30 protein-coding genes are annotated in these 25,113 nt (G+C 66.3%); 17 read left to right on the forward strand and 13 right to left on the reverse strand.

Annotated features, from left to right (window positions below; genetic code table 11):
- Positions 1–18: 18 nt before the first annotated feature.
- Positions 19–1,092, reverse strand: a complete 1,074-nt coding sequence (locus tag AWC14_RS21320; RefSeq protein WP_045378256.1) for an NAD(P)H-dependent amine dehydrogenase family protein — start codon at positions 1,090–1,092, stop codon at positions 19–21.
- A gap of 303 nt (positions 1,093–1,395) precedes the next feature.
- Here AWC14_RS21320 and AWC14_RS21325 point away from each other — a divergent pair, with 303 nt between their 5' ends.
- The 3 genes from AWC14_RS21325 (at position 1,396) to AWC14_RS21335 (ending at position 2,429) form a co-directional block, all read left to right on the forward strand.
- Positions 1,396–1,719 carry an MmpS family transport accessory protein gene (locus AWC14_RS21325; protein WP_045378259.1) on the forward strand — a complete coding sequence of 108 codons (324 nt, stop codon included), beginning with the start codon at positions 1,396–1,398 and terminating at the stop codon, positions 1,717–1,719.
- Positions 1,720–1,747: 28 nt separating this feature from the next.
- Positions 1,748–1,969, forward strand: a complete 222-nt coding sequence (locus AWC14_RS21330) for a hypothetical protein (RefSeq protein WP_045378262.1) — start codon at positions 1,748–1,750, stop codon at positions 1,967–1,969.
- 109 nt (positions 1,970–2,078) lie between these two features.
- Complete coding sequence (locus tag AWC14_RS21335) at positions 2,079–2,429, forward strand: hypothetical protein (protein ID WP_045378419.1); 351 nt, start codon at positions 2,079–2,081, stop codon at positions 2,427–2,429.
- On the opposite strand, the gene AWC14_RS21340 is transcribed toward AWC14_RS21335, so the two are convergent.
- Together AWC14_RS21340 and AWC14_RS21345 are read right to left on the reverse strand one after the other, a co-directional pair.
- Positions 2,402–2,743, reverse strand: coding sequence for a hypothetical protein (locus AWC14_RS21340; RefSeq protein ID WP_045378265.1), 342 nt, complete (start codon positions 2,741–2,743; stop codon positions 2,402–2,404). The genes AWC14_RS21335 and AWC14_RS21340 overlap by 28 nt on opposite strands.
- A 49-nt stretch (positions 2,744–2,792) precedes the next feature.
- Positions 2,793–3,518, reverse strand: coding sequence for a hypothetical protein (locus tag AWC14_RS21345; RefSeq protein WP_045378268.1), 726 nt, complete (start codon positions 3,516–3,518; stop codon positions 2,793–2,795).
- A gap of 206 nt (positions 3,519–3,724) precedes the next feature.
- Between AWC14_RS21345 and AWC14_RS21350 the strand changes: the two genes are divergently transcribed.
- The 6 genes from AWC14_RS21350 to AWC14_RS21370 all read left to right on the forward strand — a co-directional run bounded on the left by AWC14_RS21350 (position 3,725) and on the right by AWC14_RS21370 (position 8,009).
- Positions 3,725–4,333 carry a TetR/AcrR family transcriptional regulator gene (locus AWC14_RS21350; RefSeq protein WP_045378270.1) on the forward strand — a complete coding sequence of 203 codons (609 nt, stop codon included), beginning with the start codon at positions 3,725–3,727 and terminating at the stop codon, positions 4,331–4,333.
- 126 nt (positions 4,334–4,459) lie between these two features.
- A complete protein-coding gene (locus AWC14_RS21355) occupies positions 4,460–5,977 on the forward strand; it encodes a nitric oxide reductase activation protein NorD (RefSeq protein ID WP_045378273.1) in 1,518 nt (505 codons plus the stop codon).
- Complete coding sequence (locus AWC14_RS21360; protein ID WP_045378275.1) at positions 5,974–6,756, forward strand: CbbQ/NirQ/NorQ/GpvN family protein; 783 nt, start codon at positions 5,974–5,976, stop codon at positions 6,754–6,756. Before AWC14_RS21355 ends, AWC14_RS21360 begins: the two co-directional genes overlap by 4 nt.
- A gap of 17 nt (positions 6,757–6,773) precedes the next feature.
- Positions 6,774–6,902 (forward strand): hypothetical protein, encoded by a 129-nt coding sequence (locus AWC14_RS30010; protein WP_045378278.1) that lies wholly within the window; start codon positions 6,774–6,776, stop codon positions 6,900–6,902.
- A complete protein-coding gene (locus AWC14_RS21365) occupies positions 6,899–7,597 on the forward strand; it encodes a hypothetical protein (protein ID WP_085241451.1) in 699 nt (232 codons plus the stop codon). Before AWC14_RS30010 ends, AWC14_RS21365 begins: the two co-directional genes overlap by 4 nt.
- Positions 7,598–7,664: 67 nt before the next feature.
- Positions 7,665–8,009, forward strand: a complete 345-nt coding sequence (locus AWC14_RS21370; RefSeq protein WP_045378281.1) for a hypothetical protein — start codon at positions 7,665–7,667, stop codon at positions 8,007–8,009.
- On the opposite strand, the gene AWC14_RS21375 is transcribed toward AWC14_RS21370, so the two are convergent.
- Genes AWC14_RS21375 through AWC14_RS21395 form a run of 5 tightly spaced genes read right to left on the reverse strand, consistent with a single transcriptional unit; the run spans position 8,006 to position 11,358 of the window.
- Positions 8,006–8,890, reverse strand: a complete 885-nt coding sequence (locus AWC14_RS21375; protein ID WP_081968111.1) for a formate/nitrite transporter family protein — start codon at positions 8,888–8,890, stop codon at positions 8,006–8,008. The genes AWC14_RS21370 and AWC14_RS21375 overlap by 4 nt on opposite strands.
- Positions 8,890–9,156: an anti-sigma factor gene (locus AWC14_RS21380; RefSeq protein ID WP_045378284.1), complete on the reverse strand. Its 267-nt coding sequence runs from the start codon at positions 9,154–9,156 to the stop codon at positions 8,890–8,892. The genes AWC14_RS21375 and AWC14_RS21380 overlap by 1 nt, the downstream gene beginning before the upstream one ends.
- Positions 9,147–9,764, reverse strand: coding sequence for an RNA polymerase sigma factor (locus tag AWC14_RS21385; RefSeq protein ID WP_045378287.1), 618 nt, complete (start codon positions 9,762–9,764; stop codon positions 9,147–9,149). The genes AWC14_RS21380 and AWC14_RS21385 overlap by 10 nt, the downstream gene beginning before the upstream one ends.
- Positions 9,761–10,828 (reverse strand): acyl-CoA dehydrogenase family protein, encoded by a 1,068-nt coding sequence (locus AWC14_RS21390; RefSeq protein ID WP_045378290.1) that lies wholly within the window; start codon positions 10,826–10,828, stop codon positions 9,761–9,763. Before AWC14_RS21390 ends, AWC14_RS21385 begins: the two co-directional genes overlap by 4 nt.
- 5 nt (positions 10,829–10,833) lie before the next feature.
- Positions 10,834–11,358 carry an OsmC family protein gene (locus tag AWC14_RS21395; RefSeq protein WP_045378293.1) on the reverse strand — a complete coding sequence of 175 codons (525 nt, stop codon included), beginning with the start codon at positions 11,356–11,358 and terminating at the stop codon, positions 10,834–10,836.
- A 283-nt stretch (positions 11,359–11,641) separates the two neighbouring features.
- Between AWC14_RS21395 and AWC14_RS21400 the strand changes: the two genes are divergently transcribed.
- From AWC14_RS21400 to AWC14_RS21415, 4 genes are all read left to right on the forward strand, one after another.
- The gene (locus tag AWC14_RS21400) at positions 11,642–12,406 is read left to right on the forward strand and encodes a cutinase family protein (RefSeq protein WP_045378423.1); all 765 of its coding nucleotides are present in this window, start codon (positions 11,642–11,644) and stop codon (positions 12,404–12,406) included.
- Positions 12,407–12,543: 137 nt separating this feature from the next.
- Positions 12,544–14,313, forward strand: coding sequence for a serine/threonine-protein kinase PknD (locus AWC14_RS21405; protein WP_045378296.1), 1,770 nt, complete (start codon positions 12,544–12,546; stop codon positions 14,311–14,313).
- Between the two features lie 43 nt (positions 14,314–14,356).
- On the forward strand, positions 14,357–15,943 hold the full coding sequence (locus AWC14_RS21410; protein ID WP_045378299.1) for a Na+/H+ antiporter: 1,587 nt from the start codon (positions 14,357–14,359) through the stop codon (positions 15,941–15,943).
- Positions 15,944–15,983: 40 nt separating this feature from the next.
- Positions 15,984–16,577, forward strand: a complete 594-nt coding sequence (locus AWC14_RS21415; protein WP_045378302.1) for a hypothetical protein — start codon at positions 15,984–15,986, stop codon at positions 16,575–16,577.
- A gap of 5 nt (positions 16,578–16,582) precedes the next feature.
- Here AWC14_RS21415 and AWC14_RS21420 read toward each other — a convergent pair whose 3' ends face one another.
- From AWC14_RS21420 to AWC14_RS21440, 5 genes are all read right to left on the reverse strand, one after another.
- The gene (locus AWC14_RS21420) at positions 16,583–17,272 is read right to left on the reverse strand and encodes a sensor domain-containing protein (RefSeq protein WP_045378305.1); all 690 of its coding nucleotides are present in this window, start codon (positions 17,270–17,272) and stop codon (positions 16,583–16,585) included.
- Between the two features lie 168 nt (positions 17,273–17,440).
- Positions 17,441–19,228: an N-acetylglutaminylglutamine synthetase gene (gene ngg / locus AWC14_RS21425; protein ID WP_045378309.1), complete on the reverse strand. Its 1,788-nt coding sequence runs from the start codon at positions 19,226–19,228 to the stop codon at positions 17,441–17,443.
- Between the two features lie 22 nt (positions 19,229–19,250).
- On the reverse strand, positions 19,251–19,802 hold the full coding sequence (locus AWC14_RS21430; RefSeq protein ID WP_045378312.1) for an acyl-CoA dehydrogenase family protein: 552 nt from the start codon (positions 19,800–19,802) through the stop codon (positions 19,251–19,253).
- Between the two features lie 8 nt (positions 19,803–19,810).
- Positions 19,811–20,263 (reverse strand): SRPBCC family protein, encoded by a 453-nt coding sequence (locus AWC14_RS21435; protein WP_428838994.1) that lies wholly within the window; start codon positions 20,261–20,263, stop codon positions 19,811–19,813.
- A gap of 35 nt (positions 20,264–20,298) precedes the next feature.
- Positions 20,299–21,051, reverse strand: coding sequence for an SDR family oxidoreductase (locus tag AWC14_RS21440; protein WP_081968112.1), 753 nt, complete (start codon positions 21,049–21,051; stop codon positions 20,299–20,301).
- 85 nt (positions 21,052–21,136) lie between these two features.
- Between AWC14_RS21440 and AWC14_RS21445 the strand changes: the two genes are divergently transcribed.
- The 4 genes from AWC14_RS21445 to AWC14_RS21460 all read left to right on the forward strand — a co-directional run bounded on the left by AWC14_RS21445 (position 21,137) and on the right by AWC14_RS21460 (position 25,104).
- Complete coding sequence (locus tag AWC14_RS21445; RefSeq protein WP_045378318.1) at positions 21,137–22,108, forward strand: aldo/keto reductase; 972 nt, start codon at positions 21,137–21,139, stop codon at positions 22,106–22,108.
- Positions 22,109–22,110: 2 nt separating this feature from the next.
- A complete protein-coding gene (locus AWC14_RS21450) occupies positions 22,111–22,497 on the forward strand; it encodes a DUF2237 family protein (RefSeq protein ID WP_045378321.1) in 387 nt (128 codons plus the stop codon).
- Positions 22,498–22,874: 377 nt separating this feature from the next.
- Positions 22,875–23,564 (forward strand): Type 1 glutamine amidotransferase-like domain-containing protein, encoded by a 690-nt coding sequence (locus tag AWC14_RS21455; RefSeq protein WP_045378324.1) that lies wholly within the window; start codon positions 22,875–22,877, stop codon positions 23,562–23,564.
- Positions 23,565–23,628: 64 nt separating this feature from the next.
- Positions 23,629–25,104 (forward strand): biotin carboxylase, encoded by a 1,476-nt coding sequence (locus AWC14_RS21460; RefSeq protein ID WP_045378327.1) that lies wholly within the window; start codon positions 23,629–23,631, stop codon positions 25,102–25,104.
- Positions 25,105–25,113 lie beyond the last annotated feature (9 nt).

The raw sequence follows: 25,113 nt of genomic DNA on the forward strand, positions 1-25,113 counted from the left end.
TGTATAGGCAGCCCCCAATCAACGAATCGTGCCGACCCCCGGAATCAGCGGCAGGTCCAACGCGGTCACCCAGCCCGGGGACAGCTCGTTGACGGCGGGCACCGCGTTGAGTGCGCGCATCCCGGTGGCCAAACATCCGGCGGCGGCCGCGTCGCGCCCGGAACCGTCGGTGAACCGAAATGCCGTCTCCTGGAAGATGCTTGGCGTTCCTTCGATGTCGACGCGGTAGACGTCGTCCTGGGTGCCCGACGGCCAGTCGGGAGCGGCGTCGTGGCCGATCCGGTTGACGTGCTCAAGTTGGATGCGCGTCTTGCCTTGGTAGATGCCGTTGATGGTGAACCGCACCGCAGCAACGTGTCCGGGTTGGATGACGCCCTTGGCGGTCTTGCGTTCGGTGGGCGTCACCCACTTGTCCCAGGTAGTGGTGATCTCATCGAGCATGATGCCGGCGGCGTGCGCGATCATCGGCACGGTGGCGCCCCACGCGAAGATCAGGACGTCGCGGTTCTCCAGCACGGGCCGGAACTCGGGTTCGCGGCCTATGCCCATTTCGTTTTCGTAGTCGCCGGTGTAGTTGGTGTAGTCCAGCAGCTCGGAGGCCCGGACCGTGCGGACTTCCGAGCAGACGCCCATCAGCGTCATCGGGAACAGGTCGTTGGCGAATCCAGGGTCGATGCCGGTGGTGAAGCACGACGACTCGCCCAGCTCACACGCCTCGGTGATCGGCTGGATCCAGTTGGGCGGGTTCAGGTGCATGGTCGGCCACACCCAGGGCGTCATCGCGGTGGAGCAGACGTCGATGCCGGCACGCAGGAACCGCGTCATCAGCGCGATGTTGTCCTCGGCGTGCGCGGCGGTCGGCCCGTAGTGGACCAGCGCGTCGGGTCGCAGCGCGATGAGCGCGTCGACGTCGTCGGTGGCGGTGATGCCGACCGGCTCGGCCAGCCCGCAGACGTCGCCGACATCGCGGCCCACCTTCGCCGGGTTGCTGACGCCGACACCGACCAACTCGAACAGCGGATGCTTGACGATCTCCGCGATCACCATCTTGCCGACGAAGCCGGTACCCCAGACCACGACGCGTTTGGACATCACGCCACCCTATCGCTCGCTGCGAAGCCCGTGCGCTGGGTCGGCAAAGGCGGTCTGCTGCAAGGTTTTTAGAACCGTCCCAGGAAATTTCACACGCGTTCAATAGCACACGACGATCACGGGGTCATAACGAAAAGCTCGCGTTTCTATCACGATCGCTGGTTCCCGGCCCGCCGCCTTTCGCCGTCAATACGCTCCCGGTATCTGCGGTCCTTGCCGGTGTTTCGTCGCGAAAGGGGCCTGAAGATGCCGAGCACACATAGCGTTCTCCTGCACCGCAGCCGGATCTTTGTGGCTGTCCTCATGACGGTCGCCGCCACCGCCGGAATCTCCGGCGTCGGCGCGGCCAAGGCAAGCCCGCAGCTCCCAACGCTGCCAAAGGTCCGCTACCAGATCAGCGGTCCGCCAGTGGCCGAATACATCTCGTACCAGACGGACACCGGTCAGCACCAAGAGGCCAACGTGAAGTTGCCGTGGTCGACGCAGTTCACCGCGTTCGGAACCGAAGTGTACGTGCTCAGCGCCCAGGGACCGGGCGCAATCACCTGCACGATTTCACTCGACAGCAAGGTGGTCAGCAGCGCGACAGCGCACGGGCAGCCCGCGCGAACCGTCTGTTCGCAGTAGGGCGATCGAGCGGGCCATACTCTCGGTTATGGCTTTCACAGTGTGGCTCGGTGACGACCGGGGCGCTGCCGAGTGCGGCGACGGCGACATGTATGAGTTCCTGATCGGCGGCGTCCTCGGCGTGCACTATGTGAAGCCGGGCCAATGGTCGGACTATTACCCGCCTGGCGCCTGGACGCGCGTGGCGGCCGAGCCCAACCATCGCCCCGGGGAGCCGCAGGATCGGTCGATCGGGCCGGACTTCGAATAGGCGCCGCCGGCGCCCGAAGGCGGTTAATATCCTGCGCGTGAAGACATTGGCTCTCGGCGTGGTGCTCACGTCTGTCGCCTTGGCCCTCGCACCGGTCTCGCAGGCCGAGATGCAGATCGGAAACTACGCGGTGCAGACGCCGAGGGATCCGGGCCACGCATGGATCTGGGCGATCCGCCCCTGTAATGCGCCCGGGTGTGTGCACATCCAGGCGATACCGCAGCCGAACGGGCAGGCCGCCCCCTACGACGGGGATGCCCATCTTGCCAACGGCCGGTACACGATGAGCGTCGACGTGCCCGACGGTGTGCGCTGCGTGGTGTACTTCCTTCCTTCACACGACACCTACTCGTGGGATGCGGCAACGCTGAGTGGCTCGGTGGAATCCAGCTACGACTCGAGCTGCGGTGGCGGCCCGGGTGGGACGGACAGCTACCCATTCAGCCTGGTGCGCTGGTAGGTGCGCCGCGCCGGCGGCTGATTGCAGACCCATAGCGTCGGGTTGAATTCGCCTAAGTCGGCCGCCGGGTAGTCACCGTAGACGCCGGCCGGATTGCCGCGCAGGACTTGAGCGTGTTGGCGATCGGCCCTGGCGCACAGCGCATCCCGGGCAGCATCACGGGCGGCGATCACCGTGTTGTGGTGTTCGACGACACGCTTACCGATCTTGACGGCCACGTACGCGACGAGGCCCACCACGATGAATGGCCACATCACCCGAAGGACAGCAACGACGAGCGCCACCACCAACAGCCAGCCGATGAGTTGTGCCATGGCCGTCCTCCTCTCCTCTACTGCGAGAGTAGGACCGGGCACCGACACGTCAGTCGGAGAAGATTTCGCGGTTGACCGTATGTAGGTAGGGGATGGCCAGGAACGGCGTGATGTAGAAGATGTCGTAGAGCCACCAGCCGACGACCGGGAGCACCACTCCGGCATAGCGCACGTCGGCGTACATGGTCATGTTGAACACGTAGCCGATCCAGATCACCACGCCCATCCAGCACGTGATGATCATCCACTGGTGGCCCCAGCGCTTCATCTGCAAAAAGCCGATCGCGGCAGCGATACGCATGGTGAACACCGTCAGGATCAGCCCTACCTCCCAGCCCTTTTCACCGGGCCCGGCCGCACCGCCGATCCACAACTCGTTGTAGTGCCAGAAGTAGCCCGCGTCGAAGAAGTTGCCCCAGGCGGTCAGAATCACCCGGGTCAACAGCGCATGGTTGGCGATCAAGTCGATCGACCAACCCAGCGTATTGAGCCCGGCATCCAGGATGATCAGGTAGCCCAGCACCGTCACCATCACCGGCCGGACGGACAGACCGGATTGCTGAGCCCGACGCTGCAGCCACACCCCCCGCAGAAACAGCGGTAGACCGACGAAGCCGATGATCATCGTGCCCATCAGCAGCGTGCCCGCAATCAGCCACCGGTCGGCCTGCCGCTGTGCCAGCCGGGACTCTTCCAACTGCTCGTCGTAGCCGAGTCCGTCGCGCGGCGAGGCGGCTCCGCCGCGAAGCCGCAGGTTCAACGTGGGCAGATTCACCGTGCCTCCGATCGGCCGCAGATCACGTGTCTTTCTAGCGCCCCCACAGTTCCATGTCAATGACTTGAATCAATGACTCGTTAACTGCATAGCACTCAACGATCGCTTTATCTCATTGGAGTACAGAGTTATTGCACATGCACGCGATATCGCTGACTGATCCTCTTATTGACTTCAATCAGTCAATACGCTAGAAAGATCGCACCATGACCCGAGTGCAGGACAAGCCGTCCGCGCGCGAAGCGCAGCGGCTGCAGACCCGGCAGCGCATCCTGGGCGCCGCGGTTGCCGAATTCAAGCGGTCCGGTCTCGCGGGCGCGGACGTCGGCGCAATCGTGTCGGCGGCCGGCGTGGCACACGGCACCTTCTTCTTCCACTTCCCCACCAAAGAACACGTGCTGCTCGAGGTGGAGGGCCGCGAAGAAGCCCGGATGGCAACCGAATTGGCCCGCTTCCTCGCCAAGCCACACGACCTCGCCGCCACGCTGACCGAAGTGGTGCGGTTGGTCGCGGGCCTGGAGAAACGACTCGGCGATCTGCTGTTCAAAGACTTTCTGGCGCTGCACTTCTCGTCGACCCGACCACCCAACGAAGAGTGGAGCGACCACCCGCTGATCGTGCTGGTGGTGGCCGAGATCGAGCGTGCTCGCGACCGCGGCGAGACCTATCCCGAGGTGGATGCGTTCAGCAGCGCGGTGTTCTTCCTGCTCGGCCTCTACGCGGTGCTGACCACGACTCACCACATGACCTCAATTCGCGACGACCTGCTCGAAAAGTTCGTCGCCAGCACTTTTCGCGGGCTTGAAGCGCGATAACCCATCGGATACGGAGGTCTCGTCGTGTGGCAAGACATCGTGCGTTACATCGCCGCCTGGGGCGGCACCGGCGCGGTGATCGCGTTCTGGTACTGGATGTTCGCCAACATCGGCACCTTCTGAGCCATGCCTGATGCGGGGGCGTTGTCCCTGGAGCGCAGTTGCGCGGTGACGGCTGTGGTGCTTTCCGAGCGGCGTCGCGACGACGCCCGGCTGGTCACCGGTGAGCACCGCAGCTTCGGATTGAACCCGAGCCGGCGCATCGTCCACGTGCCATACCCGACGCCGCCCAACTGGACGCGGCGAATCCTGACATGCGGTTTGGCGCTGCAGTGTTCACCCTCGAAGGACCGGATCGCAACCTACCGGCTGGACGAACTTTCGCCCCGCGAACGCGGCGCGCTGACCCTCGTCGAAGCCGGCGTGGCCCTCGGATGGATCGCCACCAAATGGCCCGGTCTGCTGCCCGAATTGCGGCGCACCCTGCCTGATATCGAGATCGCGCCGCACGACCTCGACGCGCCCGCGATACTCGATCGCGCTCGTGCGCTGGCACGGTCGCGACAACCGCTGGCCTGCCATCCGCTGCTGGGCGCGCTGCCCCTCGCCACTCCGGTGCGCAACGGATTGCTGTCTGCCGCGCGACGCCGGTTCGGCCGGATGCCCTGGAGCAGCACGCGAAAGCACACCCCGCGTGCCTATTCGGTACCCGTCGGCGGCGACGGCGGTGTGCGCAATCCCAACCTGCCGCCACCGAGCCGGCCCGAGGACGACGACATCGAAATCCGCCCAGACCAACGCCCGGGCATCCCCTACCCGGAGTGGAATACTTGGCGGAAAAGCTTTCTCGCCGACCACGTTGCGATCCTCGAACGCAAGTACACCGCGCAGCGGCAGGCCAAACCGGTCACTGCCGATCTGCGACGCTGGTTCGAGGAACACACCCACCGCGCGATGACCAACCGACTAGAGGACGGCGGCGATCTCGACGTCGACTCCTACGTCGCCCACTACATCGACACCATCACCGGACAGGCATCGCAACCCCGGGTGTTCCGCGACCTGTTGCCCGCCCGCCGCGACGTCACCACGGCTGTGCTGCTGGACGGAAGCTCGTCGCTGGGCGTGCACGGCGGACGGCTCTTCCAACTGGAACTCGCGTGCGCCGACGCGCTGTCGCAGGCGATGACACTCGCCCGCGAGCGACACGGCATCTTCGTATTCAGCGGCAACACCCGCCACCACGTTGACGTCCGCTGCCTCAAGGACTTTGACGACAATCACTTCGTCGCACCGAGCGGCATGGGTCTGGTCACCGGCGGCTACACCCGGCTCGGCGCCCCGCTTCGCCACCTGACCAGCCGGCTGCTCGCGCAGCCATCCGAACGGCGACTGCTGATCGTCATCGGCGACGGGCTGATGTCCGACGAAGGCTACGAGGGCCGCTATGCCTGGGCCGACGTCGCCCACGCCGCCGAGGAAGCACGGCAAGCCGGGGTCGCCGTGTACTACCTCGGCGTCGGCCCCGCCCGCGTCGACCCGCTCCCCGAGGTGTTCGGACCCCGTCGCTCCCAACGGATCCGGCGCGTCGAAGAACTGCCCCGTGTGCTGGCGCACGTCCATCGAGAGTTGGTGGCCGCATGAACTACTCCGCCAGTGGCAACGAGGTCGCGCTGTTCGAGCGGGCCTTCGAGCGACGGCTGCCCGTAATGCTCACCGGTCCAACGGGTTGCGGCAAAACCAGGCTCGTCGAACACATGGGCGGGATGCTGAAGCGCCCGGTCGTCACGATCAGCTGCCACGACGACCTGACCAGTTCCGACCTGGTCGGCCGGTTCCTGGTCACCGGCGGCGACGTGGTCTGGACCGACGGTCCACTGACCAGAGCGGTCAAGGACGGCGCGATCTGTTATCTCGACGAGGTGGTCGAAGCGCGCCACGACTCACTGGCCATCCTGCATTCGCTGACCGATCACCGCCGCTCCTTGTATCTGGACCGCGCCGGCACGGTGGTCCACGCGCCCGACTCGTTCATGCTGGTCTGCTCCTACAACCCGGCCTACCGCAGCTCACTCAAGGAGCTCAAACCGTCGTTCCGGCAACGGTTTGTCACGATCGCGATGAACTACCTGCCACCCGAGAGGGAAGCCGAGGTGCTGGTCACCGAATCAGGCATCGACCTGGCCGTCGCGCACCGACTGGTCGGCTGCGCAACCAGCATCCGCACCGCCGACGACGTCTTCCACTTCGAACCGCCGTCGACGAGAGTCCTGGTCACCGCGGCGCAACTGATCGCCGCCGGCGCAACCGAAATGGAAGCCGCCGAGGCCTGCATCCTCGCGCCGCTGAGCACCGACGGGGCGATCACCGACGGTCTGCGCGAGGTTGCGGCCGCCAGCCTCCTTGCCACGCAACCACTTTGAGAAGGGAGCGCCACCCGATGAACGAACAAGACCAGCGACGCAAGCGGGCCATGATCGTCTTCCAGGTCTTCATCTACGGCTATCTGCTGCTGATGTTCGCCATCCAGCTGTACATGTCATTCGCTCGAGGCTGGTGGCACCTGTGAACGCGGCTGTGCTGCACGGTAGTTCGGAGAGCAGCTACGACCAGCACCACGAGGAAAGCCGCGCCGCCCAACGCCGGGCCGACAAGTGGCTGATCGCCGGAACCGTCCTGATGGGCACCTGGGCCCTCGGCCTGGTCGGATTGCCGATCTTCCTGCGCGGCGTGTGGCTGCAACGCCAGGCCCAACGCGCCGGGCTGTCAGTTCGGCCGATGATCGTCACACTGATCGGCTATCTGGTCCTCATCGACAGTGCCCTCAACAGCCTGGGCTGGTCGCTGGACCTCGTTGCCAACCACACGCTGATCGACCGGGTGCTGATGACCGGGTGGGGCAACATGTTCGACGCCGGCTACTTCTGGCACTACAACGAGTTGTGGATCGGCGGTGCGGCCGGGCCCGGTGAAAAGGGCTGGGAGGTAGGGCTGATCCTGACGGTCTTCAGCATGCGAATGGCCGCCGCGATCGGCTTTTTGCAGATGAAGCGGTGGGGCCACCAATGGTTGATCATCACCTGCTGGATGGGCGTGGTGATCTGGATCGGCTACGTGTTCAACATGACCATGTACGCCGACGTGCGCTATGCCGGAGTGGTGTTCCCGGTGGTCGGCTGGTGGCTCTACGACATCTTCTACATCACGCCGTTCCTGGCCATCCCCTACCTACACACCGTCAACCGAGAAATCTTCTCCGACTAGAAGGAGCAGTGTCGTGACTACGTCCTCAGAAGACCTTCCGCTGGGCACCACACCGACCTTTGCGCGCATGCACAAGTGGCTCAAACGCGGTGTGTTCGTGTGTTTGGTCGCTCTGGTCATCGAAGGCGCCTTCACCCTGCCGTTCATGGCGGTCTACTACGGGTGGCCGACGCTGCCGCTGCGCGACATCTGCAGCGAGCTGATGAAAGTCCGCTACTCCGACGACTCTCTGGAGTGCAAGTACCCCTACCCGCTGTCCGGCGCACCGTTCGGCGGCGCGCCCGAAGCCGCCGGACAGCACACCGCGCGGGACAAGTGGGGAGTGCAGCCGGTTCCCCAGTATCACCGGATCGGGTTCCGCGAACTGGTCAAGATCCACGACCAGCGCCTCGCCCGCCAGGGCGGCTCCTAACGTGCTCGCTGCTGCAGCCAGGCAACGAGCTGAAAGGGCACGGCAACAAAGACCGTGCCGCCGATGAGGTTGCCCACCGTCGTGACGCACAGGTTGGTGGCCAGACCATGACTGCCGAAACCCCAACTGATCACGGTGTGCGGCGCCGTGGCGTGGAAAGCCGATAACAGCAACGGCAATCCGATGAAGCCGACGTTGGCGATGACGTGTTGGGTACCGCCCATCACGAACGCGAACGGACCGTAGAACGCGAAGCCCATTCGCGCGACGTCGCTTCGCGCCTCGAAAAACAGGCACATCGAGGTTTGCAGGAACCACGTGCACAACACGGCCAGCAGAAGCGCGGTCCACAAGGGCTGGCCGGACTTCAGCACGCCGACGGCTGCTGCCCGTTCGGCAAAGCCGCCCAGGTACGGCCCACCCGCCGCCGCACAGATGGTCACGAACACCAGCGCGCCAATGGTGTTGCCCGCCAAGCCAACCAGGATGATCCGGCCGTATGCGGCGACGCTCAAGCGCCGCTGCAGCACGGCCAGCAGCCCGGCGGACATGTCGGCGGTGATCAGCGACATGCCGGACACCAGGATCAGCGCGAACGACATGCCGAATGCCAGACCCATCAGCAGGCTCGCTACCCCAGGCGTCTTGACTCCGGTGCTCACGGCAAGCGACAGCAGCACCCCGAAGGCAACCATCGCGCCGCCGACCAGCGAACGAATCAGGAACGCCCACGGGTGAGATGCCTTGTCGACCGCCATGTCGGCAACTCGGCGCACCATGGCGCCGACACTCAACAGCTCGAACGGATCGTCCGTCAGGCCGAGGCTTGGCGCCTCCGCAGGCGCGCGGAAGTCTTGTGGCAGCGAAACGATTTGAGACATCAGTGCACCTCTCGGAACCCGGTGAGCGCGTGGAGGACTCCGCCGATGTGCTCATCGCTGAGCTTTTCACCGTCGAAGACGTGGTTGAGCAGAATCCGCAGATCACGCATTTGCTGCAGGTAGATCAGGCAGGGCGGGCAGTCCCGAAGATGCTTGGTCACCACTGCTGCCCACCGATCGGGCTCTGAGTCGAGAAGGTCCTCGACGAGCAGGACGAAGTCGGTGCAGTCGATCGCCGGCACCAGGTGGTCGTGATTCACGGGCATTCCAGATAGCGCCTCTCCAGTTCGTTACGCAGATTTCCGCGGGCGCGATACAGCAGCGCGCGCTGGGCCTGCCCGGACACACCCAGAATCTCGGCCGCCTCCTCGGGGGTCATCCCGACGAGATCGCGAAGAATCACGAGTTGGCGTTGCCGCGCGGGCAACGCCGTCACAGCAGCTCGAACCTGGCCCACCAGCTCTCGGGTCACGGTCTCGTCCTCCGGCAAGAACCGCCTCGACGGCGGGACGCTCCAGTGGCCGGCATCGGGATGTCCCGGCGGGTGCATCCGCCCGCTCAGCGGATCGGCGGCTTCCTGAGCCAGCAACTCGTGCTTGCGGATCCGTGATTCATGGCGACGGTGCCGCGACGCGGTGTTTTTCACGATGGCGAACAACCACGTCGTCACCGACGAGCGGCCCTCGAACGACTGCGCCGACAACAGGATTTGCAGCCATGCCTCTTGCACGGCCTCCTCGGCAGCCGCGGGTGAATCCACCATGGTGCGAGCGAAATTCACCATCTGCTGGTGAAAATCACGCACCAGGTCGGCCAGCGCAATACCGCCCACGTGCGGGTCGGTGCTGTCGAGGGGCACGGACACCGACGTCATGCGCATCGACCGAGTTCCCATCTGAGCTGTGCCTCGGACGGGGACTGGACCGGAATGAAGGCCGCTTCCCGGTAGCGCCGGCTTGCCGAGGTACTACTGGCATATCCCTTGCCACCGGCGGTCCTGATCTCCAATGCCGCACTGGCGCCGGCGATTTCAGCTGCGTCCAGCCGAAGCGAAAGCAGATCCTTCTTCGTCGGCTGATCTGGGGTGCCCACCGCCGCGGCAAAACTCGCCAGCGTCGTCTCCGCCAGCGCGAGCCTACCGACGAGTGAGTCAACCTCGGCCACGAACACCGAGTTGACCCCGGTCAACCCGAGCCGGCCCTGCTCCAGGCTGGTGGAGGCCAGGCCCAAGCACATCGCGGACTGCAGGACCAAAAAGGTAGGGCGGACTGCGCTGAGGAATCCCGCGAAGTCGGTCGACAGCACCTGCTCGGTGGTGATTCGGACGCCCTTCAGCTTGAGATACGACGAGGCGGTGCTGCCGAGCCCCAACAGATCGAACTGGTCGCCCACAGTGATGCCGGGCGTGTCGAGCGGCAGTGCGGCGACGAGCTTTTCACCGGTCTCGCTGCGCGCCGCGGTCACCAGCAGGGAGTCGGGGTAAAGGTTGCTGGCCCACCTGATGGGGCCATACAGTTCGTATCCCCCGTCGACACGTGCTGCCCTGAGTTCAAGGGCTCCGCAACCTGCCGCATCCTTGAACGCGGACGCCATGGCCGTCACACCGAGAGCCTTCCCTTGCAGCAGCGGCTCGACTACCGTTGTGCTGTAAGCGGTTTCGGCCGCAAGCAGGTATTCCACCACCATCCGGTTGGCCCACACCGAGAACGCCGTGCTCATGCACTCCGCGGCGATCTCGCCGATGACCGCTGCCATGGCAGGCAGCCGACGATCGGTGTTGCCCGGGGCGCCCAGACCGAGCAACCCCGCTTCGCCGAGGGCCGCGAAACTGCGCCGCGAGCTCTCCTCTCCGAGATCCAGGGCCGCGGCGTGCGCAGCGATGTCGGAAAGCAACGCGTTGTCGAGGCCGCCTGCCGCTGTGCCGGCCGTCGCTGTCAAGGCTCTCATGAGGTGACGAGCGTCGACTCGACGATCACAGGGCGTTGAAATGTGTTGACGACGGGCGACCAGGTGATGGCGTTGTCGTGAATCCGCTGAAGCGTTTTCTCGTCGGTGTCGCCGGCGAGGGTGACTTTGCAGCGGACCTCGGTGAAGCCGGGGATTTTGTCGTCCGGCGTATCACCGACGCCCCACACCGCGGAGATGTCGATGTCGCCTTCCATCTCGACTTCGATCTTCGTCAGGGTGACGCCGTGGTGAGTCGCGTTGGCCAGCATGCCGACCGAGATGCAGGAACCCAGCGCGGCCAGCGCGGTCTCCGACGGATTGGGGGCCGAGTCGTCACCCAGCAGGGCGGGTGGTTCGCCGACCAGCACCGGCGACAGGTCGCGGACGTACGTCAGGTTGCGGAAACCGGCCTCACACACGGTCGTGGCTTTCAGCGTTTTCTTGCCCGCGCCGGGCTCAGCCTTGGCGCTGCACGACAGCCGGTCAAGGCCCTCGGCGTCGATGACAAGACCATCGGTCATGAACGTCCTCCCAGTGACAAAGATTTCTGCCTTCGGGGTTTAGTGCTCGCCAAGCGCCGTTGCGTGATGGCGGCTGCGAATCATTAACCGCCGCGACACGAATCGTCATGCCGGCGAAACGCGCCGGCCGCGGGCCGTCTACGTGCACCTTCGGCGCGGTCGACGCAGATCCTGCGCTCGGCCGGCAGCGTCGTCGAGCTTTTGAATCGCGGTGAAGAAATGCCGGGCCTGCAACGGTGATTCGATGCAGGGTGCTGCGGCGCGATATGGCACCATAAAAGCCATGCGCGCACGTCTGATCGCCCGATTCCTTTGTGTTGCAGCCGTATCGACTTGGGCGCTGACGGGGCTCGGCGTTCCGTCCGCACCCGCCCAACCGTGCCCGGACGTGCAGGTAGTGTTCGCCCGCGGTACCGGTGAGCCACCTGGCGTCGGGCCGACGGGCCAGGCTTTCGTCGATAACCTGCATAACCGTATCGGCGCAAGGTCGTTCGACGTCTATCCGGTCAACTACCCCGCCAGCGACGAGTGGGCGACCGGCCTCGACGGTATTCGCGACGCGGGCGCTCACGTCGTTTCAATGGCGAACACCTGCCCCAACACCAAGATGGTGCTCGGCGGCTATTCGCAGGGCGCGGCCGTGACGGGCTTCGTCACCTCGGCCGCGGTCCCGGACGGCGTCGACCCCGCGACGGTGCCGAAACCGCTGGACCCCAAGATCGCTGACCACGTTGCCGCCGTCGTGCTTTTCGCCATGCCCAATGTGCGGGCCATGAACTTCCTCGGTCAGCCGCCGGTTGTCATCGGCCCGGCCTATCAGGCGAAGACCATCAAATTGTGCGCACCCGAGGACCCGGTTTGCTCCGACGGAATGAATTTCGCCGCGCACGACAGCTATGCAGGCGACGGGGCGATGATCGACCGCGGGGCGGCGTTCGCCGCCAATCACTTGGGCCCGCCACCTCCTCCCGGCCAAAGCCCGCCGCCCGCGCCGGCACCGCCGCCACCACCACCACCGCCCGTCGACGACCAGGGACCAGGTGCCTGAATCCGGTTGTGCGGGCACGCCGCAGCGGCATCGCTGAGCGCTGACCCGGTCCGCCCGCCGGTGAAAAGCCTGCGACCGGTATTCGCAGCGCGCTATGGTGCTGGCACGTTGCTGGCAGGTTGCTGTGGAGGGCTTCGTTGCAGGGAACTTCGTTCGGAAAGTACCGGCTCATCGAATTGCTGGGCCGAGGCGGCATGGGCGAGGTGTGGCGGGCCTACGACACGTCGATCGACCGGATCGTCGCACTCAAGATCCTGCCCGCCGAGATGTCCAAAGACGGCGTGTTCCAACAGCGGTTTCGGCGGGAAGCTCATGCGGCCGCGCGACTGAACAGCCCACACGTCATCCCGATCCACACCCACGGCGAGATCGACGGACGGCTCTTCGTGGACATGCGGCTGATCGAGGGCCGCGACCTACACTCCATCCTCGCGCGCGGTCCACTGCCGCCAGAGCGGGCGGTACGCATCGTCGAACAAGTCGCCAAGGCTTTGCACGACGCACACAAGGTCGGGCTGTTGCACCGGGATGTCAAGCCCTCCAACATTTTGCTCGACCACGACGACTTCGCCTATCTGATCGATTTCGGAATCGCCCGCGCCACGGGCGAACTGGGCTTGACGGCGGCCGGCGACGTGGTCGGCACCTACCATTACATGGCCCCGGAACGATTCAACGCCGGACAGGTCGACGCCCGCTCGGACATCTACTCGCTGGCCTGCGTGCTCTACGAATGCCTCACCGCGCGGCACCCGTTCCCCGGTGACAGCCTCGAGCAACAGATCACCAACCACCTCACGACTCCCCCGCCGCTGCCGTCGATCACCAAGCCCGGGCTGCCCGGAGGTTTCGACTCGGTCATCACCCGCGGCATGGCCAAAGACCCCGCGGCGCGTTACCGCACCGCCGTCGAGCTGGCGCGCGCCGCCCGGGAGGCCATCACCACGCCGGTCGTTTCGCCACACCCGTCGGCTCCGACACAGCCGAGGATTCCCAGCCGCGAACAGGCGCGGACCCCGCCACCGCAGGCGCCGTCGCCACCCTGGTGGCGCCGCAAACCCGTCGTCATCTCGACCGCCGCCGTGCTCGTCGTCGCAGCCGTCCTCGCCGGCGTGGCCCTGGCCATCGGCCATCGCAGTGCGGGAGGCGGCGATTTCCACCAGGTGACGCTGCCGTTCACCGGCCTGCGGGAACCGCAAGGCGTGTCGGTGGATATCGGCGGCACGGTGTACGTCGCCGACACACCCCACAACCGGGTGCTGGCCTTGGCCGCCGGCTCGACCAGCCCCGCCGTGCTGCCCTTCGACGGCCTGAACTACCCGACCGGTGTGACCGCGGACAACACCGGCACGGTCTACGTCACCGACGCCGGCAATAAACGCGTGGTGGTGCTGCCGGCCGGCTCGAGCAGCCAAATCCAACTGCCCTTCAGCGATCTCGGCAACCCGACCGGCATCACGGTGGACAGCAGCCGCACCGTCTACGTCACCGACACCGCAAAGAACCGGGTGGTCGCCCTGCCGGCCGGCTCGAACCGGCAGACCGAGCTACCGTTCGCGGGCCTCAGCGCGCCCACCGGTGTGGTCGTGAACAGCAGCGGAACCATCTACGTCGCCGACGGCGGCAACAACCGGGTGCTGGCATTGCCCGCAGGCTCCAATACCCAAGCGGCACTGCCCCTTACCGGCCTCAAAGAACCCGGCGGTGTGACGGTGGACACCGAGGGCGCCGTGTACGTCACCGACAGCCAGAACAATCGCACGCTGAAACTTCCCGTCGGGTCGACGACGCAGATCGAACTTCCCTTCACCGGGCTGGACAATCCGTGGGGCCTGGCGGTCGACAGCAACGGCACCGTGTACGTCGCGGGCCACAGCAACCAAGTGGTGGCCCTGCGGCAAAACTGACCGCCGCGCAGCACCAAGTGCGCCCATACAGGAAGATGTCCTGGTGTTCGGGCTCGTCGTCGTCGTCACGCTGTTCGCCACCGTCGTCGTGGGGACGGTGCTCGGCAAGCGCTATCGGGTCGGTCCCCCGGTCCTGCTCATCTTCTTGGGCGCGCTGCTGGGGCTGATCCCCCGCTTCGGCGGGATTCGGCTCGACGGCGAAATCGTGCTGCTGCTGTTCCTGCCGGCGATCCTCTACTGGGAGAGCATGAACACCAGCTTCCGCGAGATTCGGGCGAACCTGCGCGTGATCGTGTTGATCAGCGTCGGCCTGGTGATCGCCACCGCGGTTGCGGTGTCGTGGACGGCGCGAGCGCTCGGCATGGAGTCACACGCCGCGGCCGTCCTCGGCGCGGTGCTTTCGCCGACCGACGCCGCGGCGGTGGCCGGGTTGGCCAAACAGTTGCCGCGCCGACCCCTCACCGTGCTGCGCGCCGAGAGCATCATCAACGACGGCACCGCGCTTGTGCTGTTCGCCGTCACTGTGGCCGTCGCGACCGGCAGCCCGGCGATCGGCCCCGCCGCATTGGTCGGCCGGTTCGTCGGCTCCTACCTCGGCGGTATCGCCGCCGGACTGCTGGTCGGCCTGGCGGTGACGATGCTGCGCCGCCGACTCGACGCGCCGCTGGAGGAGGCAGCCCTGAGCGTGCTGACGCCGTTCGCGGCATTCCTGCTCGCCCAGTCGATTCACTGCAGCGGTGTCGTCGCGGTGTTGGTTGCGGCTCTCGTGCTCACCTACGTCGGGCCGCGGGTGATCCGGGCCCGATCCCGCCTGCAGTCGTTCGCGTTCTGGGACATTGCGACGTTCCTGATCAACGGCTCGCTGTGGGTGTTCGTCGGAGTCCAGCTGCCGAGCGCGGTGCGGGGCATCGCCAACCTCGGCGGCGGACTGCGCCACGCGGTGTTACTGGCACTTGCTGTCACCGGGGTCGTCGTCGCGACCCGGATTGCCTGGACCGAAATCACTACCGTGCTACTCCGGACTCTGGACCGGCGCGAGGTGCAGCGCGCCCGTCGCGTCGACTGGCGTCAACGCGCGGTGTCCAGCTGGGCCGGATTCCGCGGCGCGGTGTCGCTTGCCGCCGCGCTTGCCGTCCCGCTGACCACGCGCAGCGGCGCGCCGTTCCCGGACCGCAACCTGATCATCTTCGTAGTCTCGGTCGTGATCCTGGTGACCGTCCTGGTCCAAGGAAGCACACTGCCCCTCGTGGTTCGCTGGGCGCGGCTGCCCGAAGACGCCGCGCACGCCGACGAATTGCAACTGGCCCGCACTCGCAGCGCCGAAGCCGCGCTCGAGGCATTGCCACAGGTGGCCAACGAACTCGGTGTCGGCGAGGAGCTATTGAGCCGCCTGCGAAAGGAATACGAAGAACACGCCGCGCTGGTCATGGCCGACACCTCGGCGCCGAACCACGCGGCCGAGCAGAACGATCTGGTGCGACGGGTGCGGCTCGGTGTGCTCGAACACAAGCGCCGGGCCGTTACCGAGCTGCGAGACACAAATCGCATCGACGACATCGTTTTGCGCGAGCTGCAGACCGCGATGGACCTCGAAGAGGTGCGACTGCTCGACCCGGCCGACACCGAATAACGTCCAAAACCCGGCACTGTGCTCCGGATATAGTTCGGCGATGAGGATTCCACTGATAGCGGCCACCGGAGTCGCTGTGGCGGCCGCGCTGGTGGCCGGGTGCCACACCAATTCGAAGTCGTCGACCGCCACCTCGGGCTCAGCCAAGCCGACCGCAACCAGCCACGCCTCGGCGCCGGCATCACCCACCGACTACACCAAGTTGCTGATCGGGCCGAAAGACATCAACGCACCCGACACCTTCACCGCCGGCCCGCCGACCCGGGACCCGAATGGCCGACAGGGCGCGGCGATCACGTTCACCGACGATGACGGCAGTCACGTCATCCGCGACACCATCGTGATCCTGCCGGATCCCGCCGCGGCGGCCAACGCGCTCGATGCGGCCAAAGCGGCGCCGCCCGGGGCGATTAGCGGAACACCTGTCGCGACGGACGTCGGCGCCGGCGGAACCACAATCTCAGGGGATGCACCCGACAAGTCCAAGGGAATCACGGTGCTGCTGTTCACCGAGGGCAGGGCGTTCGTCACACTCGAATTCGACGGCCCCAGCGGCATGTCCGCGCCGCCGGATTTCGTCAGCGATGTCGGCAAAAAGCAAGACGCCGCCATCAAGCAGGGGCTGCACGCCTAACGGCGTTACCGCAGCGGCACTTTCGCGGCGATCTGCTTAGCCAGGTCGACAGCCGAGTTTTTCGGCTCGGGGCTGCAGGTGTTGACGTCGACGATGACGTTGTTTTTCAGCGCCAGCGCGCGTCCGCAGGCCCAACCACCCGCACGGGCATTTTGTTGCGTCGCAACCACGCTCAGTATGCCGTCGGCGTTCGATATCGGTCCGGCGGTCCACTCCGTCCCGGACTGAATGTGACGGTATTGGTGGCACGCCGGCCACTGTTTGGCCGAGTTGTTGAAGAACGCGCCGGCTTGTTTGGCGGTGGGAAACAACACCACCGCCTCCTCGGCGTAATGGGTGAAGTTGTCGCCGTCGTTGAACGCCTGATCCCGCATTGCGGTGAAGCCACTGTCCGCGTACACCTGGGCCTGCACCGAGCCGTCGATGGCCAGGCATTCCCGGGGTTCCATCGTGGCGCTGTCGTCGGACATCTGGTCGTGTTTCCTGGTGAGTTTCAGTTCGGTCGCGCCCATCAGGGGATTGATCTGCTCGGGAGGAAGCAACAAAGTGTCCAGCTCCCGCTCCACGACGGGACGCGGAATGAGGGTCGTGGTGGTGGTGGTCGTCGACTTGGCGTTTTGGCTTTCGCCGCTGCCACATGCGGCGGCGAGAATACAGATGGCTGCGGTGGCGAAAACGGTCGCCAAATAGCGCATCTGCGCACCCCCATTCCTGCCGTTGCAAAAACAGATTTCTGCTGCGCCGACCAGAACTTGCGTGTCGTCGAGCCTACCGCGACCGGTGGGGGCAAACGCCAGCGAATCGCCGAATTTCGCGTTCTGCCAGGTGCTCTCGACGGCGTGGAATTAGGTGCGGGAAACGCCTTAATTCCGGTCGTCGGATTGCGATTCGTCAGGAGTCCACGCCGTCGGCGGGGCGGGCTGACCAGGGAACAAGAAGTCGATGAACGCCGCGGCGGTGGGTTGCGGCTCGTGGTTGGCCAGCCCCGGACGCTCGTTAGCTTCGATGAAGACGTAGTCCTCGCCGGTGACGTCGGGAATCACCAGGTCGATGCCCGTCACCGGGATACCGATCGCGTCGGCCGCTGCCACCGCGACCCGGCACAATTCGGGGTTCACCTGGGCGGTGACGTCGCGAATCGTGCCGCCTTGGTGCACGTTGGCGGTGCGACGCACCCGAAGCCGGGTGCCCTCGGGCAGCACGTCGTCCATGGCCCAGCCGGCCTCGACGACCGTCGCGTCGGTGATCTCGTCGAGCGGAATGCTGGATTCGCCGCCGGTGGCCTCCGAGCGTCGCCGGCGCTCGGCCGCGATCAGCTCCCGCACGGTGCGGTCGCCGGTGCCGATGACCTCGGGCGGCAGGCGCAGCGCGGCGGCCACCACCTTGCCGTCGATCACCACCAGGCGAAGGTCGTCACCGGCCACCCGCTGCTCGATCAGCACTTCGGGGTGTTGTTCCCGGGCCCGGGCCAGGGCTTCCGCGAGCTTGTCGGGCCCGTCGCCGGCCGTGACGCCGACCGTGATGCCCTTGCCCTGCTCGCCGCGAGTCGGTTTGACGACGACCTCGCCGACGTCGGCCACAAACGCGGAGTCGTCCTCGTCGAAGGTGGCCAGGCGGGCGCGAGGCACGGTGATGCCGGCCTCTTTGACGAGTCGGCGCGTCAGCCGCTTGTCGTCGCACCGGCACATCGCGATCGCCGAGGTGTACTCCGACAGCGACTCTCGGGTGATCACACTGCGGCCGCCGTGGGTCAGTCGCATCTCACCGGTCTCCGCGTCGAGGACCTCCACCCGGATTCCGCGACGTAGCGCCTCGTCGGCGATGATCCGGGCATAGGGGTTGAGGTCGTCGATCGTCTCCGGGCGCGGGGTGAACAGCGGCTCGTTGATCGCGTTCTTGCGCTTGATCGCCATCACCGGGATGCGGCGGAAACCCAGCTTCTCGTACAGGGCGATGGCCGCGGCGTTGTCGTGCGCGACCGACAGGTCCAGATAGGCGCGGCCCTTGCGCCGGAAGTGCTCGGCCATCGCGCGGGCCAGGGCTTCACCGATCCCGGGCAGCGCCGCGGCCGGGTCGACGGCCAGGGTCCACATGCTCGAGCCCCGCTCCGGATCGCAGAACAGCAGCTCGTGGTCGACGCCGGTGGCGGTGCCCACCACGGCGTCGTCGTCGCGCACCGCAACCAGGTATGTCACCGCGTCGGCGTTGAGGTGGTTGTCCCAGGTCACGTCGACCGGTGCCGGGACCATTCCGCAGCGCACGTACACGCGGTTCATCGCGTCGGCGTCTGACCGGTCGTTGAGCGTGCGCACCGTGACGCCGGGCGGCGACGTGCCTTCCGGGTCAGAGTCGGTGAAGCGCAACCGGTACGTGTGGCTGGGGTCGATGAAGAATTCGCTGGGTGATTCGGCGACGACGACGTGAGGCTCGCGCGGGTAGATGCAGATGTCGCGGCGCCCGGGCTCTTCCCGGCGCAGCGCCGCGGCCAAACTCTCGGAGTCGGCGAAGGTCTGACCGAAAATGAGTCGGCCCCAACCTAATTCGAGCTCGACATCCTTGGCCATCGCATCCGTAAGGTGAGCCGGCGCGGTGTCGTGCAGGCCGAGAGTGATCGCCTCCGGATGGTCGTCCGAGGGATCGACGGTGCTCATGTCGCCTGGTTACCCACTTCGCTCAGAGGCCGAACTGGTCGTCGATGATGCCGAGCCAGATCCGCGCAGCGTCGATGGCGACTTTTTCGCTGATGAAGGCATGCTGGGTTCCGGTGTACATGTCGCGGAATGCCCGTTCGAAGCGGCTGCCTTCGCGGATCGCGGTGGTACCGGCCGCCAAATGCGCCCACTCCGCGCAGCTTCGGGCGGTGTCGGTGGCGTGCACGGCGGCCACCCGCATGTCGGCCCGCAAGGTCGGCGTCAGCTCCGCACCGGAGGCGACGGCGGCCGCGGCGAACGTCGACGGCAGGTTCGCGATGCCCACCCAGCCGAATGATCCGTCCTGCCAGGCCATTTCGATCCAGGTCTCGATCATCTCGGCGAACGACGGCTCGACACCGCCGGCCGCGACGGGATTGAACGCCGACAGCAGCCCGGTGGCCCACATCTGGTCGACAATCGCGGCGGTGAGCGTGCGCCGGCGCTCAGATTCGGCGGCCTCGGCGCGCACCTGTTCCCGCATGCCCCGGGCCGATGCGACGAGTTGGCCACTCTTTTCGGCCGTCGACGTCATTGGGGTCGTTAGCCTTCCAGCGCTTTGGCGGCGCCGGCCAGGATCGCGTTGAAGCTCGAGCGGAGCAGCCGGGAGCTGACCGGCTCCATCAGCCTGCCGCCGAAGTACGCCGGGTGGGTGTAGCGGGTGACCCAGGCGACGTGCGTGCCGTCGTCGCGCGGGGTGAACGTCAGTGTGCCGCCCTCGTGCTCGAATGGCGGAAACGATCGGAGGATGAGGTAGGAGTAGCTGCGCGGCCGGTCGTACGCGGTGATCTCTTCGCGAAACCAGGTGCCCAGCCCGATCACCCGCCGCACCGCGCCTACGGCGGGGCCCGCCGCGCCCTTCTCCCAAAAGGCCCGAAATATCGGCGGAGCGGCGGTCAGGCTGGCCGGGTCAGCCAGCCAGTCGAAGACCCGTTCAGGAGATCGGCGATCGTCCGTTCGACCCGAAGCTCGACCATGAGGCCTCCTATCTGGCAGTAGCCGTGTCGGCTATGACATTACGACCGGCCGGATTAGGCAAACGCTGGTGAGCCGGCGGGCCCGCCCCGGGCGACCACAAGCGGCATCGACGTGGCCGCATCCGTGCGCAGGATGGTGTGCACCACTTCGATGAGGTCTTCGACGAGCATCAATTTGCCGGGCATGCAGCCGCGCGACAGCCACAGCGGCGCAGCCTGTTTGGCGAGTTCGGGATCCCAGCCCACGCTCATTCCGGTTTGCCCGTCGCCTTCACCGCCCGGGCACTCGCCCACGATCAGGCAGGTAAAGCCGATGTCGGGGTGTTCGGCGCGCCAAGCTTCCACGAGTCGTTCCAGCGCCGCCTTGCTGACGCCGTACGCGCCCAGACCCGGCCACGGTGGCCCGAAGGTGCCGGCATCGGAAGAGAGGTAGACCGCCTTGCCGACGGAGGCCGTCAGATGCGGCAGCGCCGCCGCCGTCGCCAGCGCCGCGCCGATGACGTTGGTGTCGAACACGCGCCGCCAGGTGGCAGCGTCGGTGTCGACCATGCGGACCAGCGGCCCGACGGCGGGCGTGTACACCAGGTGGTCGATGCCGCCGAGCGCGTCGGCGGCTTGGTTGATCGCCGCCCGGCACGACGCCTCGTCGGTGACGTCGCACTCGATCGGGATCGCGCCCGACCCCGCCTCCTTGGCCGCGGCCTCGATGCGCTCACGACGCCGGGCGAGAAGCGCGACCTTAGCACCCCGCTGCGCAAGACCGACGCCGATGCAGCGCCCGAGTCCGCTCGAGGCGCCGATCACCACTGTCCTTGACATATTCGCCCTCTCTTGTAACGCCTGCTGCAGGCACAGCGTACAGATCGCGGTGGGTGTCAGTACGGTGAGCGATATGAAATATCTGGACGTCGAGGGAATCGGAAAGGTCAGCCGAATCGGGCTGGGCACCTGGCAGTTCGGTTCGCGGGAGTGGGGCTACGGGGATCAGTACGCCTCGGGTGCTGCGCGCGAGATCGTGCAGCGTGCGCTTTCCTTGGGAGTCACGCTGTTCGACACCGCTGAGGTGTACGGATTCGGCAAGAGCGAACGGATTCTCGGCGAGGCGCTGGGCGACAAGCGGGCCGAGGTGGCGGTGGCCAGCAAGATCATGCCGGTCGCGCCGCTGCCCGCGGTGGTCAAGCAGCGCGAGCGTGCCAGCGCGCGCCGGCTGCAGCTGGACCGCATCCCGCTCTACCAGGTTCACCAACCGAACCCGGTGGTCCCCGATTCGGTGATCATGCCGGGGATGCGGGATCTGCTCGACAGCGGCGCGATCGGCGCGGCCGGCGTGTCGAACTACTCGCTGGCGCGATGGCAGAAGGCCGACGCCGCGCTCGGGCGGCCGGTGATCAGCAACCAGGTGCATTTCTCGCTCGCATACCCCCGCGCGCTGGACAACTTGGTGCCGTTCGCCGAGCGCGAGAACCGCCTCGTGATCGCGTACAGCCCTCTGGCGCAAGGGCTTCTGGGTGGCAAGTACGGCGTCGACAACCGGCCCGGCGGCGTCCGGGCGATCAACCCGTTCTTCGGCACCGAGAACCTGCGCCGGATCGAGCCGCTGCTGCAGACACTGCGCGCCGTCGCCGCCGACGTCGACGCCAAGCCGGCGCAGGTGGCGCTGGCCTGGCTGGTCAGCTTGCCGGGCGTGGTTGCCATTCCCGGGGCATCCAGCGTCGAGCAGCTCGAGTTCAACGTCGCCGCCGCCGACATCGAGCTGCCCGCGGATTCCCGCGACGCGCTCACCGACGCCGCCCGCGCGTTCCGGCCGGTCTCGATGGGGCGCTTCGTCACCGACACCGTCCGCGAGAAGCTTCTGCGTCGCTGACGATGCTCGATCGCAATGTGCTGGGCGGGCCGCTGGAACAGTGCGGGACCGAGCCGCTCACCGGGTTCTACCGCGACGGCTGCTGCGCGACGGGGCCCGAGGACATCGGCCTGCACACCATTTGCGCGGTGGTGACCGCGGAGTTCCTGGAGCACCAGCGCTCGATCGGCAACGACCTCGTGACGCCGCGACCCGAATACCGCTTCCCCGGCCTCACGCCCGGCGACCGGTGGTGCGTCACAGCGCTGAACTGGCTTCGCGCCCACCACGACGGCTACGCCGCGCCCGTCGTGCTGGCCTCCACCCACGAACGCACCTTGGAGGCGGTGCCGCTGGAGGTGCTGCGGGAGTACGCCGTCGACGTGCCCGACGACCTGGGCGAGTTGTAAGGACGGCGTCCCGGCACGCGCTGCGGCCGGTAAACTGGCGCTCTCGATTCCACACGAGCAACTGACGGAATGGCCTCGGTACCGACGCCGAGTTATGGAGGATCATGAAGCATCTTGTATCCACCGCGATGCGCGCGGCGGTATTCGCAATCCCGGTTGCGGTGATGATTTCGGGTGCGCCACTTGCCGGCGCAGTCACGGACGTTGAAGACAGCTGTCGTGGCGCCGGCGGCGACTACACGTCGCAGGAGGTGCAACCGCATTGGGGCGCTGCGCCGGTTCTCATCGAGACGTGTTGCACCGCAGGGCAATGCGTCACGTACCGCGATGGCGTAAAGGGACCCACCTACGGCGGGGGTTAGGCGGCTGCGCCGCCGGTGACTGCAACGTTGCCGCAACTCCAGCCGCTCTATCTGCTGGCGGACAGCCAGCTGCTGTTCTGGGAGCGGCATAACCGGCTGCTCCTTGATGCAGCCCTCGACGGATTGGCTTGGGACACACCGTTTAGCGCGGCCTACATCGGCGCCTCCAACGGGGACCGCCCGGAGTTCTACGAGATCTTCGAGGCGGCGGTCGAGGCGGTTGGAATCACCGACCACCGGATGATCGCTTCGTCGTTCGATACCGATGACCGCGGCTTCCTGGAGCGTGCCGAGCTGATCGTGCTCGCGGGCGGCGATGTGCGCAGGGGCTGGGACACCTTCGAGAAAACCGGCATGAAGGATGTGATCCTGGACCGCTACACCCAAGGGGCGATCCTGGTCGGCATTTCGGCCGGCGCGGTCCAACTCGGCCGGTACGGAATCGTCGGGGAATCCGAGCTGCTCGACGTGTTCAAGCTTGCCCCGGTCGTCATCGACACGCACGACGAGCGATCCGAGTGGGCGCGGCTGTCACGCACGATAGAGTCGCTGCAGGGCGGGGCCACCGGGCTCGGACTGCCCTCCGGCGGCGGCGTCGTCGTGCACCCGGATCTCACCATCGAGCCGCTACGGCGGCCGGCGCACGAATTCCGTTTCGACGGCACCGGCGTCACACATTCGCTGTTGTACGCCGAAGAGGCGTAACCGACTGGTTCGGCGTGCACACTTGTGGCATGGAGACAGGTGAACTCACCGTGGCAGCCTCGACGTGAGCCCACGCACCGGCGAGCCCGGGCCGCGCCGCGCGCTGAACGGCATCTCAGATGTCCGTGCGTTCTTTCACACCAACAGCGTGCCGCTGTATTTCATCTCGCCCACCCCGTTCAACCTGCTCGGCATCGACCGCTGGATACGAAACTTCTTCTACCTCACCTACTTTGACTCTTTCGAGGGCGAACACCCCCGCGTGTTCGTGCCGCGGCGGCGTAACCGCATGGATTTCGACTCCATGGAGGACGTGTGCAATTACCTGCTGCGCGATCCCGAGACGCTCGATTTCATTGCGCATCGAGGGCCGGGCGGCAAGGCCTGCTTCGTGATGCTCGACGAGGCAACCCATGCCCTGGCCCGCGAGGTGGGGCTCGAGGTCATGCAGCCGTCGGCGGAGCTGCGCCACCGGCTGGGTTCCAAGATCGTCATGACGAGGCTGGCGGAGAAGGCCGGTGTGGCCAGCGTGCCTCACGTGATCGGGCGGGCCGGGTCGTACGACGAGCTGTCAGCGCTAGCGCACAATGCGGGGCTGGGCGACAACCTCGTCGTCCAGGCTGCGTACGGCGACGCCGGCACCACGACGTTTTTTGTGCGCGGCCAGCGCGACTGGGACCGCCATGCCGATGTCCTGGTGGGTCAGGACCTCAAGGTGATGAAGCGCATCCGCAATGTCGAGGTCTGCCTTGAGGGTGTCGTGACCCGGCACGGCACCATGGTCGGTCCCGCGATGACGAGCCTCGTCGGCTACCCGGAGCTGACCCCGTACAAGGGTGGCTGGTGCGGCAACGACGTGTGGCGGGGTGCGCTGACGGCCGAACAGACCCACACCGCACGAGAAATGGTGCGAAAGCTGGGTAACCGGCTTTCGCGCGAGGGGTACCGCGGCTACTTCGAGGTGGACCTCCTGCACGACTTGGACTCCGACGAGCTGTATCTCGGCGAGGTGAATCCGCGGCTAAGCGGCGTGAGCCCGATGACGAATCTGACAACTGAGGCCTACGCCGACATGCCGCTGTTTCTGTTTCATCTCCTCGAGTACATGGACGTGGACTACGAACTGGATATCGACGAGATCAACGCCCGCTGGGAGCGGGGTTACGGCGGCGACGACGTCTGGGGTCAGCTGATGATTTGGGAGACCTCGCCGCACGTCGAGTTGATGACCGCGACCCCGCGCACCGGTATATGGCGTCTGCACGACGACGGGCGGGTCTCCTTCGCGCGCTCCGCCAACGACTGGGCATCACTGAGCGACGAGTCGGAGGCCTTCTACATGCGGATCGCGGCGCCGGGCGACGTGCGCTGCAAGGGCGCCGAACTCGGCGTGCTCGTCACCCGCGGGCATTTGCAGACCAAGGACTACAAGCTCACCGAGCGCTGCCGGCGCTGGGTCGAGGGCATCAAGGGGCAGTTCGCTTCGACACGTCTGACGCCGGGTGAGCCGATCGTGCCGCGGCTCGTCGCGCGAGCGTAAGGGTCGCAG

Source organism: Mycobacterium kyorinense (genome assembly GCF_002101735.1).
Classification (GTDB): domain Bacteria; phylum Actinomycetota; class Actinomycetes; order Mycobacteriales; family Mycobacteriaceae; genus Mycobacterium; species Mycobacterium kyorinense.